This is a genomic window from Thalassospira sp. MCCC 1A03138 (genome assembly GCF_002115785.1).
Classification (GTDB): domain Bacteria; phylum Pseudomonadota; class Alphaproteobacteria; order Rhodospirillales; family Thalassospiraceae; genus Thalassospira.
In genome coordinates, this window is record NZ_JFJY01000007.1 from 113,843 (window position 1) to 127,115 (window position 13,273).

Annotated in this window: 10 protein-coding genes; 3 read left to right on the top strand and 7 right to left on the bottom strand. The window is 56.4% G+C overall.

The annotated features are described in order from the left end of the window. Positions 1 to 121: 121 nt before the first annotated feature. The 3 genes from ccrA (at position 122) to TH468_RS15215 (ending at position 5,559) form a co-directional block, all read left to right on the top strand. The gene (gene ccrA, locus TH468_RS15205; protein WP_062948406.1) at positions 122 to 1,402 is read left to right on the top strand and encodes a crotonyl-CoA carboxylase/reductase; all 1,281 of its coding nucleotides are present in this window, start codon (positions 122 to 124) and stop codon (positions 1,400 to 1,402) included. Positions 1,403 to 1,556: 154 nt separating this feature from the next. Continuing rightward, positions 1,557 to 3,224, top strand: a complete 1,668-nt coding sequence (locus TH468_RS15210) for an acyl-CoA dehydrogenase family protein (RefSeq protein ID WP_085645483.1) — start codon at positions 1,557 to 1,559, stop codon at positions 3,222 to 3,224. Positions 3,225 to 3,459: 235 nt separating this feature from the next. Next, positions 3,460 to 5,559 (top strand): methyl-accepting chemotaxis protein, encoded by a 2,100-nt coding sequence (locus TH468_RS15215; protein ID WP_085645485.1) that lies wholly within the window; start codon positions 3,460 to 3,462, stop codon positions 5,557 to 5,559. A gap of 77 nt (positions 5,560 to 5,636) precedes the next feature. On the opposite strand, the gene TH468_RS15220 is transcribed toward TH468_RS15215, so the two are convergent. The 7 genes from TH468_RS15220 to TH468_RS15250 form a co-directional block, all read right to left on the bottom strand. Continuing rightward, the gene (locus TH468_RS15220) at positions 5,637 to 6,980 is read right to left on the bottom strand and encodes a ferric reductase-like transmembrane domain-containing protein (protein WP_085645486.1); all 1,344 of its coding nucleotides are present in this window, start codon (positions 6,978 to 6,980) and stop codon (positions 5,637 to 5,639) included. Positions 6,981 to 7,165: 185 nt separating this feature from the next. Continuing rightward, positions 7,166 to 8,344, bottom strand: a complete 1,179-nt coding sequence (locus tag TH468_RS15225) for an adenosylhomocysteinase (RefSeq protein WP_085645487.1) — start codon at positions 8,342 to 8,344, stop codon at positions 7,166 to 7,168. Positions 8,345 to 8,484: 140 nt separating this feature from the next. Continuing rightward, positions 8,485 to 9,189: a glutathione S-transferase N-terminal domain-containing protein gene (locus TH468_RS15230; RefSeq protein WP_062948414.1), complete on the bottom strand. Its 705-nt coding sequence runs from the start codon at positions 9,187 to 9,189 to the stop codon at positions 8,485 to 8,487. A gap of 284 nt (positions 9,190 to 9,473) precedes the next feature. Next, positions 9,474 to 9,914: a cyanase gene (cynS, locus tag TH468_RS15235; RefSeq protein WP_007092354.1), complete on the bottom strand. Its 441-nt coding sequence runs from the start codon at positions 9,912 to 9,914 to the stop codon at positions 9,474 to 9,476. A 36-nt stretch (positions 9,915 to 9,950) separates the two neighbouring features. Next, positions 9,951 to 10,880: an ABC transporter ATP-binding protein gene (locus tag TH468_RS15240; RefSeq protein WP_085645488.1), complete on the bottom strand. Its 930-nt coding sequence runs from the start codon at positions 10,878 to 10,880 to the stop codon at positions 9,951 to 9,953. Positions 10,881 to 10,891: 11 nt separating this feature from the next. Beyond that, positions 10,892 to 11,722, bottom strand: coding sequence for a nitrate ABC transporter permease (gene ntrB / locus TH468_RS15245; RefSeq protein WP_007092352.1), 831 nt, complete (start codon positions 11,720 to 11,722; stop codon positions 10,892 to 10,894). Position 11,723: 1 nt separating this feature from the next. After that, positions 11,724 to 13,193 (bottom strand): CmpA/NrtA family ABC transporter substrate-binding protein, encoded by a 1,470-nt coding sequence (locus tag TH468_RS15250; protein WP_085645489.1) that lies wholly within the window; start codon positions 13,191 to 13,193, stop codon positions 11,724 to 11,726. Between the last annotated feature and the right edge of the window lie 80 nt (positions 13,194 to 13,273).

A 13,273-nucleotide genomic window follows, 5' to 3' on the forward strand; every position in this document is an offset into this window, starting at 1 on the left:
GGGAAAACATCACAAAATCCGTGGCTTGGAGGATTCGTCGACCGCAGCGCAACACAGGATAATTTTATTACCGTCCTTTTACAGCGCATCCCGGATCGACCCCGAACAAGGAGTGAAGGCCATGAATACGACTGCTGAAGTTCTGCCGTTCCGTGGTGGTCATGAAGAAAAAGACCTGTATGAAATCGGCGAGATTCCACCATTGGGCCATGTGCCAAAGAATATGTATGGCTGGGCCATTCGCCGCGAACGCCATGGCGAACCCGATACCGCGATGCAATGCGAAGTCCTGCCGGTCATCCAGCCCGACAGTCACGAGGTCCTCGTCCTCGTGATGGCGGCGGGTGTGAACTATAATGGTGTGTGGGCGTCGCTCGGCAAGCCGATCTCGGTCTTTGACGTGCATGACCTGCCCTATCATATCGCGGGGTCGGATGCGTCGGGCATTGTCTGGGCGGTCGGGTCAAAGGTCACGCGCTGGAAAGTCGGTGACGAGGTCGTCATTCACTGCAATCAGGATGACGGCGATGACGAGGAATGCAACGGCGGTGACCCGATGCTGTCCCCGACCCAGCGCATCTGGGGTTACGAGACACCGGACGGATCATTCGCCCAATTCACCTGTGTTCAGGCGCAGCAGCTCATGCCACGCCCCAAACACCTGACCTGGGAAGAAAGTGCGTGCTACACGCTGACCCTTGCCACTGCATACCGCATGCTGTTTGGCCATCGCCCGCATATCCTGCGCCCCGGTCACAATGTTCTGGTGTGGGGGGCCTCGGGCGGCCTTGGATCGATGGCGATCCAGCTGATCACCACCGCCGGTGCCAATGCGATTGGCGTGATTTCCGATGAAAGCAAACGCGACTTCGTGCTGGGCCTTGGCGCCAAGGCCGTGATCAATCGCAAGGATTTCAATTGCTGGGGCCAGTTGCCAACGGTGAACGGCCCGGAATTTGGCGACTATATGAAAGAAGTCCGCAAATTCGGCAAGGCGATCTGGGACATCACCGGCAAGGGCAATGACGTTGATATCGTCTTTGAACATCCGGGCGAACAGACCTTCCCCGTATCGTGCAACGTGGTCAAACGCGGCGGTATGGTCGTGTTCTGTGCCGGGACGACGGGCTTTAACCTGACATTCGATGCGCGCTTTGTCTGGATGCGCCAGAAACGCATTCAGGGCAGCCATTTCGCCAACCTGAAACAGGCGGCCCAGGCCAACAAGCTTGTGATTGAACGGCGCATTGATCCCAGCATGTCCGAAGTACTTGGCTGGGACGATATTCCGCGCGCACATATGAAAATGATGCGCAACGAACACAAACCCGGAAACATGGCCGTTCTGGTTCAGGCCAAACGCCCGGGCATGCGAACCCTTGAAGAAGCAGTCGACGCCTAAGCCCACATAAAGCGTCGACTGACCGTTGGTGGCCCTGATGCGTTCTCGCCCGATCCGCATCGGGGCTGCCACTTTTCAATCCTTGCCGAACCGGCAGGACAACAATGATAGTCTGCTTCATGCACCAGATGGACCGAACCCGAGGATCAGACCGATGAGTGATAAAGCCCTGCTGCCCGAACTGACCCGGCTTTGCGATGATGCACTGGCGGCCCTTGCCCCGGTGCATCAGGCCGCCGAAACCGCGATGCGCGAAATCGTGACGGTGGATGGCAAAATCGATGCTCGCGCACTGGATGAAAACCAGTATGCCGCCCACGGCTTTGCATGGTTTTCAACCTATGTCACCGCCCTAAAGCAGATGAAGGCATGGGCGGATCGGCTTACGACACAGGGAAAGTTCGGAACGCTTGAACAATTGATCCTTCAGGCGGCGTTTGGCGAATATCTGGCACAGATCCAGGGCGGCATTGCGATGTCGCAGGGCGAGTTCATCCGTCTTTCAACCCTTGGCGTCCCGGGCGATGTGATTGCTGCCCTTGGCGATAGCCGCGCGGTTGCAACCCTGACCGGTTCGGGCAACAGCGACGCCACCCGGCGCGCCATTGCCGATCAGATCAAGGACAGCCTTGATACCGGGCGCTTTGGTGAAACCGGGCTCGAAGACGAAACCCTTGATATGGTCCGGGACCAGTTCCGGCGCTTTGTCGATGAAAAGGTCAGCCCGCATGCCCATGGCTGGCACGAACGCGACGAACTGATCCCGATTGAAATTATCAACGAAATGTCCGAACTGGGCGTTTTCGGCCTGACTATCCCCGAAGAATTCGGCGGACTTGGCATGGGCAAAACCGCAATGTGCGTCGTGACAGAAGAACTCTCGCGCGGCTATATCGGGGTCGGCTCGCTTGGCACAAGGTCGGAAATTGCCGCCGAACTGATCCGCCTTGGTGGCACGGATGCGCAGAAAGAACACTATCTGCCGAAACTGGCATCGGGTGAAATCCTGCCAACCGCGGTCTTTACCGAACCCAATAACGGATCGGATCTGGCGCATCTGCGCACGCGCGCGATCAAGGATGGCGATACCTATAAGGTCACCGGCAACAAAACATGGATCACCCATGCCGCCCGATCCGACCTGATGACGCTTCTGGCGCGCACCAACCCCGATGAAACCGGATATCGCGGGCTATCCATGCTGCTGGCCGAAAAGCCGCGCGGCACGGAAAATGATCCCTTCCCGGCCAAGGGCATGACAGGCGGCGAGATCGAGGTGCTTGGCTATCGCGGCATGAAGGAATACGAACTGTCGTTTGACGGCTTCGAAGTCCCCGCTGAAAACCTTCTGGGTGGCGATGAAGGCCAGGGCTTCAAACAACTGATGGCAACCTTTGAATCCGCCCGCATCCAGACCGCCGCCCGTGCCGTTGGCGTCGCCCAGAACGCGCTTGAAATCGGCATGCGCTATGCACAGGACCGCATCCAGTTTTCAAATCCGCTTTACAGCTTCCCGCGGGTTTACGGCAAAATCGCCTGGATGGTGGTTGAAACCATGATCGCGCGCCAGTTGACCTATTTTTCCGCCATCGAAAAAGATCAGGATATCCGCTGCGATATCGAGGCGGGCATGGCAAAGCTTCTGGGGGCACGGGTTGCATGGTCAAACGCCGATAACGCGCTTCAGATCCATGGCGGCAATGGCTACGCGCTTGAATACCAGATCAGCCGGGTTCTGTGCGATGCCCGCATCCTCAACATATTCGAAGGAGCCGCCGAAATTCAGGCACAGGTCGTGACCCGCGGTCTTCTGAGCCGATAACCAACGATTGCCCCCCCTGATGTTGTCTCTCTCCAGCGAACCGTGGCCCCGGTGAAAAACCTGGGCAAACTTGGCCCGTCACCCTTGACGGGCCTCTTTCTTATATCAACCTAAAGTATGATATCTTTATATCTACCTTGCGGTGGTAACATCACCCCAATCAGCAGGTAAAAAATCGAAAAATCGAAGCCTGCGCGGCATGATATGCCGATGGGGAAACAGGGAGAGACGTTTCATGAATCACGCGTCTGCATCACCGGAAAATACAATTTTTACGCGTGCAAATGCCGCGCGCGAGATCTTTGACAAACATGCCGACAAGCTCGCCGAAAGCCTTCTGGCCGAGCTGTTTGGCACAGGCCAAAGCAGCAGCAATCAGAACGATCCGAAGGCCCATGTCAGCGCACTGGCAAAACGCCTGCGCACATTGATGGCCGCCAGTAGCGGATCGGATTTCGATGCCTGCTTTGCCGATCACATTCTGGCCGATACCGTTGCCGGTATCCCGGCCAGCCGCATCGTACAGGCCTACCACAACACGGTCGAAAATTTTGCCCGACTGGTCGCATCCGAGGGACGCGGGCGACGCGATCCGGGCGTTCTGGATGCCTGCCGTTCGATGCTGATGGGCGATATGGGCTGCCTGATGGCCCGGGCCGAACGCCGGTCGGCACAGGAACGATCCGCATCGGAAATCCAGTCGATGTCGGAAATCATCGAACGCGAAACCGATAACATCATCGCCGAAGTCGGCTTTCAGGCCGGCCGCACCAATGACGTCGCCCAAACCATGGCGTCCGATGCGCATGATCTGTCGGAACTGGTTGAACGGATCACGTCAACCACCGCCATTGCCAGCAACAATGTCTCCACCGTCGCCTCCGCGACCGAGGAATTGCAGGCATCGAGCGAGGAAATCGCCGATCGCATCCACAAAACCAACGACATCGCCAGTCAGGCCGTGACCCGTGCGCAGGAAACATCGGTCACGATGAACAGCCTGTCAGACACCGCAAGCGAGATCGGCAAGGTTGTCGATATCGTCAAACGCATTTCCGATCAGACCAAGATGCTGGCGCTGAATGCCACCATCGAAGCCGCCCGCGCGGGCGATGCCGGCAAGGGCTTTGCGGTTGTTGCCAACGAGGTGAAAAACCTCGCATCCCAAACCGAAAAAGCCATTTCCGACATCAACGCCCAGATCACCGCCATTCAGGACGCAACCTCCGACGCCGTCGGCGCAATAGAAGGCATCGGTGGCGCGATTGACGAAGTCAGCCAGTTGTCATCGGACATCGCCTCCTCCGTCCAGCAGCAAACCGCCGCCATCAGCGAGATTTCAACCAGCGCGCAGGAAGTGTCCACCCACATGCAGGGCATTTCCAGCGACATCGCACTGGCCAGCGAAAGATCACACAACGCCAGCAAGACATCGGAAAACCTGCGCATTCTCGCATCGAATATCCGCAAGGATATCAACGAAATGGAAAACCGGTTCCGCGTTGTTCTGCGCACCAGTGACAGCAGCAACCGCCGCAATCAGGAACGCGTTCCGATTGCCGTTGATATCGAAATGGATTTCGGCAATGGCGACAAACGCAAGGGTGTTTCCGCCGATATGTCGGTGGCAGGTCTTCTGGCGCGCATCAAGGCCAGCGATCAGGACAACGGCAAACCGGTTTCGATCCTGCTTGATGGCAGCACACGTTTGCATGGCATTTTAAAAGCGGTTTCAGGTCTGGGATCGCATGTCCAATTCACCGAACTGGACGAAGACGCCAACCGCACGATCATGGGGCTTTTGCAAAAAACCCGCGATCACGACAACAAGATCGCCGAACTGGGCGCACCATTGGCGGCCCAACTGGCAAAGACACTGGAAAACGGTATCCGCAGCGGCGAGATCAGCAAAGATGATCTATTCCGTCCCCGCTACGAACCGATTGAAGGCTCTGATCCGATACAGTTCATGACGCCCTATATCCCCTTTACCGACCGGCATTTCACCCCGTTACAGGAAGAAATCCTGCAAAAGGACAAACATATCGTGTTTGCCGCCGGGGTGGATATCAACGGCTTCCTGCCGACCCATAACAAGGTCTACAGCCAGCCACAGCGCCCCGGTGAACCGGCATGGAACATGGGCAATTGCCGCAACCGGCGCATCTTTGACGACCGGGCCGGCCTGATGGCCGCGCGCAACACCAAACCCAAACTGTTGCAGACCTATTTCCGCGACATGGGATCGGAAGTCGTGTTCATGAAGGAATGCGACATCCCGATTGTCGTGAATGGCGAACAATGGGGCAATCTGCGCATCGGATATCGCGCCTGATCAGATCGGGCTGCCAGCCAGATCGCAGATTGAAAAAAAGGGGCAGATCACAAGACCTGCCCCTTTCGCATTCTGACCTAGCGAAATTCGAACAGTTCGGTATGGAATGATTTGGCGGGCAATCCCTCACGGACCAGATCGCGTTTCAATGCTGCGGCAAACGGCTGCGGCCCGCAGAACCAGAAACTGGCGGCATGCCAGTCGGGGATATCGGCTCGAACCCGGTCCGCTTTCAAAAGACCATCCACATCGTCGCGCCAGACATGCAGCGTAACACCGGCCTTGTGCGCCAGTTGCCTGATACGGTCCATCAGGGTCGCATCCTCGCTCGGGGCGACCTGATAGAAATCGATCTTCTGTTTGCCCGCAGCCGGTTTCAGCGCGAGTTCTTCAAGTTTTGCAAGGAACGGGGTCAAACCGATGCCACCGGCAATCCAGACCTGACGATCATTGCCATACCCAAAGGTGAACCGGCCATAGGGCCCCTCAAGCCGGACGTCAGCCCCGACGCGCAAATTGTCTGGCAATGTTTCCGTATAATCGCCCAGTGCCTTCACCAGCAGGGTGATCTGCGGGAATTCCGGGTTCCAGTGCGAGGAGATAGTAAAGGGATGCGGGCGTTCGTCATCCCCAAAGGCAACGCAGGCAAACTGCCCTGCCTTGTGCCCCTTCCAGCCCGCCTCGGGCATGATGGTGATCTGCACGGTATCGATATCAGGCAGACGCACCAGATTGACGATCTTTCCGGCGACCTGCCGGTTACGGCCGACCCGCCCGGCAAGGACAATACATGCCGATATCGTGCCCGCGATTAGAAGCACAGCCGTCACAATGCCAATCGGGCTGATCCAGTTGCCAAATTCAAACAGGAACATCGCATGCACCACCAGCACCAGATACGCCGCAGCGATAAAGGTGTGTGTTTTGGCAAACCAGCGATAGGGAAACCATTTGATCAGGGCAATGATCATCAGGGCCGCGGCAACATAGAACGCCCATTCGCCAATCCCCTCGGCAAAGCCGCGCTGACCGGCAAAGAAGCCCTGTAACTGGGAAAATCCGGTCTGATCCCCATGCGACCTGCGCCGACCGCCTTCAATCAGGCCAAGGGCCGATGCCCATTTCGGGCCATTCGACCAAAGCCAGTGGATCACGGATGTCACCAGAACCGTAATGCCAAGCCATTTGTGCAGCCGATAGGTCTTGTCGAGCCCGCCGGTATAATCTTCAAGCCATACCGGACGTGTCGCCAGGATCATGATCAGGCTCATGATAGCAATCGACAGGGTGCCAAAATACTGGACCATGAAATTTCGAAGCTGAATGAATTCGGCAACCTCGAACAGGCCCGGATTGGCCGCCAGCCAAAGCAGCGTAATCACAGAAAGGAAACCGACATAAATGAAGGATATGTTTTTCATGGTCGTGGTCCCGAATGCTACCCCGCAGTCGGGAACACCCCGACAGCGGAATGAACTTAACCAGAAAAACTTCACCATATTATGCCAGATGGGGCATTAACTTGTATCAAACCGTATCAAAATACCGGTTCTGATACAAAAAGGCGGGAAATCGATATCCCCGCCCTGTTGCATCTTCCGTCCCGTCAGCTATGCGACCGTAAAACCGCCTCGGCGATTTCGCGTTCAACATCCGCCGGGTAATCATAGAACCCCGGCTTGAACGACGATGCACCACCCGACGCCAGCCAGTCGATCCCGCGAATCAGAATGGCGGAAAACGGATCAAACAGATCCTTGCCCGATCCCCCCATGCCCGGTGCCAGGTTAAGCAGACTGCCACGGTTCAGAAGGTAAACTTCCTTGCCACTATCAAGCGTGAAACGCTCGATATAGCGGCGCATACGGGTGCGTTGCTGCGTATCAAGCCATTTGACGTCAATTTCGGTATTGGAATGCCCGACATTGACCAGAATGGCACCACGCCGCGCCAGCTTGATCTGATCCGCGCCAAGGATGCCGGAAAAACCGGTGGCGGTAACGACAATCGCACATTCCCGAAGCCCGTCTTCAAGCGCCACAACCCGGCAGCCGTGATGCTGGGCCTCAAGGGCGCGAACCGGATCGCGTTCGGCAACCGATACCACCGCACCCAGATTGCGCGCCCGTTCGGCAACGCCGCGCCCGACCGGGCCAAAACCGATCACCAGAACCGAACGCCCATAAAGCGCCAGACCGGTGACATTGGAAAAGACCGGCCACATTTCCTGTGCCACGTGATGGCGGTTATGCAGGCGGTCCTTGATCGCGATATCGTTCCAGTTAAACACCGGGAAGGTAAAATCAAGCTTTTCAACCCGGTGAACGCCCGTCGTGGTCGCTTCAAGCGCACCATCAACCTTATGGCCCTTTTTCACAAACGCCTCGATCAGCTCCCCACCCATGTCGGCCACGATATCGGCCGGGCTATCAGACAGGATATCGATGCTTTTGGCATATTCATCGGGCGTCATGCCGGAAAAGGCATGGACCTCGACCCCGTTCGCCGCCAGATAGGCCGCGGCAACATCATCGGTGCTATCGGGGTTGCACGCCCCCACCTTGACCGTGGCACCCGCTTTGACAAACGGCAGCAGGGTCGGAATGGTGTCTTCAAGAACGTGCTGGAAACTGACGATGGTTTTGTCACGCAGATCGCGTTTGGCAACGTAATTGCCGTATTTGGCGGTCACCGGGCAGATCACCTCGCGCCAGGCAAGGGTTTCATCGGTGATATTGGCAGCAAGTGCCGGATCCTTGATGCGGCTGGTGGTCGAGGTGGTCATGGGTGGGCTCGCTTGAAACGTGGGACGAATACTGGATTACCCCCATGTGTTAATCCCAGCCCGACCGGATGAAAAGCATTTCTGACCATGTGGTCAGATTTTTCATCCGGTGGGCAGGATCAAGGACGCGCCCCCGTACTTTAAGGACGCGCCGGAATTTCCAGACCACGCTTGACCGCCGGTCGCGCAAGCCCGCGTTCAAGCCATGCCGGAACGTTTTTCAGGCTGTCATAATCCACCAGTGCCCCGGCATCATAGAAACCGACCAGGTTGCGCACCCAGCCAAGGGTGGCGATATCGGCAATGGTATATTCATCACCCATGATCCAGTCACGCCCGGCAAGACGCGTTTCGAGAACACCAAGCAAACGTTTGGATTCCCCAACGTACCGATCCCGTGGGCGTTTATCCTCATACTCGCGACCGGCAAATTTGTGGAAGAAACCAAGCTGGCCAAACATCGGGCCAATTGCCGCCATCTGGAAAAACACCCACTGGATGGTTTCGATCCGGGCAATCGGATCAGATGGCAGGAATTTTCCGGTTTTTTCCGCCAGATACAAAAGAATTGCGCCCGATTCAAACAGGCCAACCGGCTTCCCATCCGGCCCGTTCGGGTCAATGATGGCCGGGATTTTGCCATTCGGGTTCAGCGACAGGAATTCCGGCGTCCAGGTTTCGTCCTTGCCGATATCAATGAAATGCGGCTCGTAATCGATGCCGGTTTCTTCCAGCATGATCGAAACCTTGACCCCGTTCGGTGTCGGCAGGGAATAAAGCTGCAGGATATCGGGGTTCTTGGCAGGCCAGCGTTTGGTGATGTCAAATGCGGACAGATCAGCCATCTGATTGTTATCCTTCCTGATGAGGGTCATGGCGGTTGATGGGATCGCACATTGCGCCAGACCATCAACCCTTATCCAACGTGATATCCCCAAGATGTAGGATAAGACGGCCTTCCCGCCAGCGCGAAATTGGCAATTGACTGTTTCCCGCCCTGTTTCAGTCCTGCGGCAACAACAGATCAGGCCAACCCGCGCATGCAGATCGGCCTGACTGGACTGCGACATACGGATCAATATTCATCCGCTGCCGATATGGGATTGCCTTAACCGCGTGCGATATTATCTTACCAGGCACGATAAGGCAGGAATTTGCCATCAAGGGTCACGACAACGCGGTCCCCCTTCGGATCGGCCTTGCGTTCGATATACATTTCGTAATCAATCGCGCTCATGATGCCGTCGCCGAACTTCTCATGGATGATTTCTTTGATCGTTTCGCCGTAAACGCCCATGATTTCATAAATGCGGTACACGGCTGGATCGGTCGGCACCGCCTGTTCCCAGATTTTCATCGGGCATTCCTGCAACACGGCGGATGCCTCCGCCGGAAGCTCCAGCAGGGCCACCAGCATATCGGCCTTTTCCTTGGGCGCGGAATTCATGCCAAGACAGACCGAGGTGGTCCAGACCGGAGACATGCCGATCTTGCTGGCGATTTCTTCCCAGCCAAGACCCTTGGCTTTTTTGGACGTAATGATCAGTTCTTTCACATCTGCTTTTTTCACAGCTTTTCTCCACTTCACTGTCTGTGTCGTTACGGATTAGTCGGCACCATTAACCACCCGCGCACGCGCAGGTGTTTCCCCGGCACCTTTGTTGGATTTATTGGCAACCGGCCCGTTCAGGCCAAAACGGATGACGTTCGGTTCGGAAACGCCATCCTCGTCGCGCTTCCCGGCCAGTTCGCGGGACCGTTTGGCAAGGAATTCGACCAGATGGTTGCGAATGTCGTAATAGTCGGGATGATGGATGATATCGGCGCGAACGCGCGGGCGTTCGATATCGACCTGTACCGATTCCGCGACCCGCGCATAGGGGCCGTTGGTCATCAGAAGGATACGGTCGGCAAGCAGGATCGCCTCGTCCACATCATGGGTGATCATGAAAACGGTCTGATCCGACCCGGCCCAGATACGGATCAGCTCATCCTGAATGCTGCCCCGTGTCAGGGCATCAAGTGCCCCAAACGGTTCATCCAGCAACAGCAGTTCCGGCTGAATGGCAAAGGCCCGTGCAATCGAAACGCGCTGCCGCATGCCACCTGATAACTGCGATGGTTTGCGAAGCTCCGCCCCGCCGGTAAGCCCCACCATTTCCAGATATTTGACCGAATGATCATGGACCTGCTTCTTGGTCCAGTTGCGATGGCGCGCCTGCACGGCAAAGGTCACGTTTTTAAGCGCGGACAACCACGGCAACAGGGAATAGTTCTGAAACACGATACCGCGATCAAGACTTGGCCCCGATACTTCCTTGCCATTCATGATCACCGCCCCGTCGGTCGGCTCGTCCAGCCCGGCAAGGATATTAAGGATCGTCGATTTGCCGCAGCCCGAATGACCGATGATGCAGACAAATTCGCCCTTTTCGATGCCAAGATTGACATTTTCAAATACGGTTAACGGATCGGAGCCCTTGGGGCCGGGGAACCGCTTGCTTAGCCCCTGTACGCTCAGGAAGGGTGTTGGCATGGTGCTTTTCCTTATTCCTGGTACTGCACAAGACGGGCGCAATAGGCGAACGCCGTATCAAGAAGCATGCCGACAAGGCCGATCATCAGGATCGAAAAGATCACACTGGTCAGATCCAGATTGTTCCATTCGTTCCAGACGTAATAGCCAATGCCGGTACCGCCCACGAGCATCTCGGCGGCCACAATCACCAGCCACGCAATCCCGATGGAAATACGCATCCCCGTCAGGATGGTCGGTGCCGCCGCCGGCAGGATGACGATCCACGCGGTTTTAAGCGTGCCAAGTTCATGGGTACGCGCGACATTGACCCAATCCTTGCGCACACCGGCAACGCCAAAGGCCGTATTGATCAGCATCGGCCAGATCGAACAGATAAAGATCACGAAAATCGCCGATGCCTGGCTGTCCTGAATGACAAACAGCGCAAGCGGCATCCACGCCAATGGCGAAATCGGGCGAAGGATCTGGATGAACGGATCAAGCGCGCGATACATCAATGGCGACATGCCAATCAGGAACCCGGCCGGAATGGCAATTGCGGCGGCCAGGAAATAGCCCGACAGCACGCGATAAAGCGAATAACCGATCTGAATGCCAATCCCCTTGTCGTTGGGACCGGCATCATAGAAAGGGTTGGAAAGTTCTTCCCACGCCTTGACGAACACCGCAGATGGCGGCGGCACGGCGGCCTTTGGCTCTGCCCCGCCCATCAGGATTTCATATTCCGTCAGTTCACTGCCCAGTTTCTGCTGGGGGCTGGCGGCCTCCCATATTCCAAGAAGAACCGCCAGCAAAACAGCAGACAACAGCAGCGCCCTGGCATTCAGGGATGCGATCATATCAGCTTACCCCTTTGCCAATCGGGAAGCTGTTGACATAGGCCTCGGGCTGATCGGGATCGAACTCTTTGCCCATGATCGTGTATTTCTGATAGGTGCTGTCTGGTGCTTCGTAACCAAGGTCTTTCATGATCTTGGCGCAATCGGCCGCGACATAGACTTCTTCGGCGATTTTCTTGTAATCGACATCGCCGTCGATATAGCCCCAGCGCTTCATCTGCGTCAGAATCCATACACCCATCGAATGCCATGGGAACGGATCGAAATCGATGCGATCCGGCACGTTTTTGACCTCGCCCAGACCATCGGCATACCGCCCGGTCAGGACCTGTTCGATGACCGGCACCGGCTGGTTCAGATAGTTGGTCGGCGCGATTGCTGCCGAAATTTCCTTGCGGTTCTCCGGCTTGGATGCGTATTGCGTCGCATCGACAATCGATTTCAGAAGCGCGCCATAGGTATTGGGCATTTCATCGGCAAATGCCTTGGAACAGGCAAATGCACAGCACGGATGACCTTCCCAGATATCCTTGGTCAGGGTGTGGATGAAGCCGATTTTTTCCCAGACGGCACGCTGGTTGAACGGATCAGGCGACAGATAACCATCAAGGTTACCGGCACGCAGGTTGGCGACCATTTCGGGCGGCGGAACGACACGGATCTGGATGTCTTTATCCGGGTCAAGGCCATGTTCGGCGACGTAGTAACGCAGCAGGAAGTTGTGCATCGAATATTCGAACGGCACACCGAACTTGAAGCCCTTCCACTGTTTCGGATCGCGTTTATCAAGATGGTCGTTATGCAGGACAATCGCCTGCCCGTTGATGTTTTCAACTGCCGGCATCAGGAACGGGGTCGCGGTCGAACCCGCCCCCATGGTGATGGCAAGCGGCATCGGGGTGAGCATATGCGACGCGTCATATTCATTGTTCAATGACTTGTCGCGTGCGACCGCCCAGCCCGCGGTTTTGATCACATCGACATCAAGGCCGTATTTCTCATAAAAGCCCATCGGCTGGGCCATGATGATCGGGGTGGCGCAGGTGATCGGAACAAAGCCGATATTAAGCTTGGTCTTTTCCGGCGTGCCCAGATCATCAAGGATCGCCGCCTTGACCTTATCCAGCGGCAGGACGGACGCCAGTGCCGCCATCATCGTGCCGCTGCCAACCATTTTGGCAAAGGAACGACGTGAAATCTCGTTATGCCCGAAGACAGAGCGGACCACCGCACTTTCAATCGCGCGATCCAGCATTTCCTCGCTGCTGGCAAGCTTGCCAGACGACGAAGCAACGCCATCCACAGCCATATCGCTATGGGCGGGCATCGATGCCAGATCGTATGTGTCTTCGTGATGGTCATGACCGGCATGGTGATGTTTACCGGTTGCGCAAGCCTCGCAGCCGCACGATTTGCTATGCCGCAGATCGCTTTCGCCACTGAATGGATCGCCCAGACTTTTGATAGACATGTGGTCACCCCCTGTTTTGTTTACGCCGCCCGTCAGGCGACACCGATATTCGGGGTGATAACAGCAACCGGCGTGCCAGA

Excerpts from the sequence above, each read along its gene's own strand:
- TH468_RS15210 (WP_085645483.1), top strand. The coding sequence starts at position 1,557 with ATGAGTGATAAAGCCCTGCTGCCCGAACTGACCCGGCTTTGCGATGAT.
- TH468_RS15220 (WP_085645486.1), bottom strand. The coding sequence starts at position 6,980 with ATGAAAAACATATCCTTCATTTATGTCGGTTTCCTTTCTGTGATTACG.
- ccrA (WP_062948406.1), top strand. The coding sequence starts at position 122 with ATGAATACGACTGCTGAAGTTCTGCCGTTCCGTGGTGGTCATGAAGAA.
- ntrB (WP_007092352.1), bottom strand. The coding sequence starts at position 11,722 with ATGATCGCATCCCTGAATGCCAGGGCGCTGCTGTTGTCTGCTGTTTTG.
- TH468_RS15240 (WP_085645488.1), bottom strand. The coding sequence starts at position 10,880 with ATGCCAACACCCTTCCTGAGCGTACAGGGGCTAAGCAAGCGGTTCCCC.
- TH468_RS15230 (WP_062948414.1), bottom strand. The coding sequence starts at position 9,189 with ATGGCTGATCTGTCCGCATTTGACATCACCAAACGCTGGCCTGCCAAG.
- TH468_RS15225 (WP_085645487.1), bottom strand. The coding sequence starts at position 8,344 with ATGACCACCTCGACCACCAGCCGCATCAAGGATCCGGCACTTGCTGCC.
- TH468_RS15215 (WP_085645485.1), top strand. The coding sequence starts at position 3,460 with ATGAATCACGCGTCTGCATCACCGGAAAATACAATTTTTACGCGTGCA.
- TH468_RS15250 (WP_085645489.1), bottom strand. The coding sequence starts at position 13,193 with ATGTCTATCAAAAGTCTGGGCGATCCATTCAGTGGCGAAAGCGATCTG.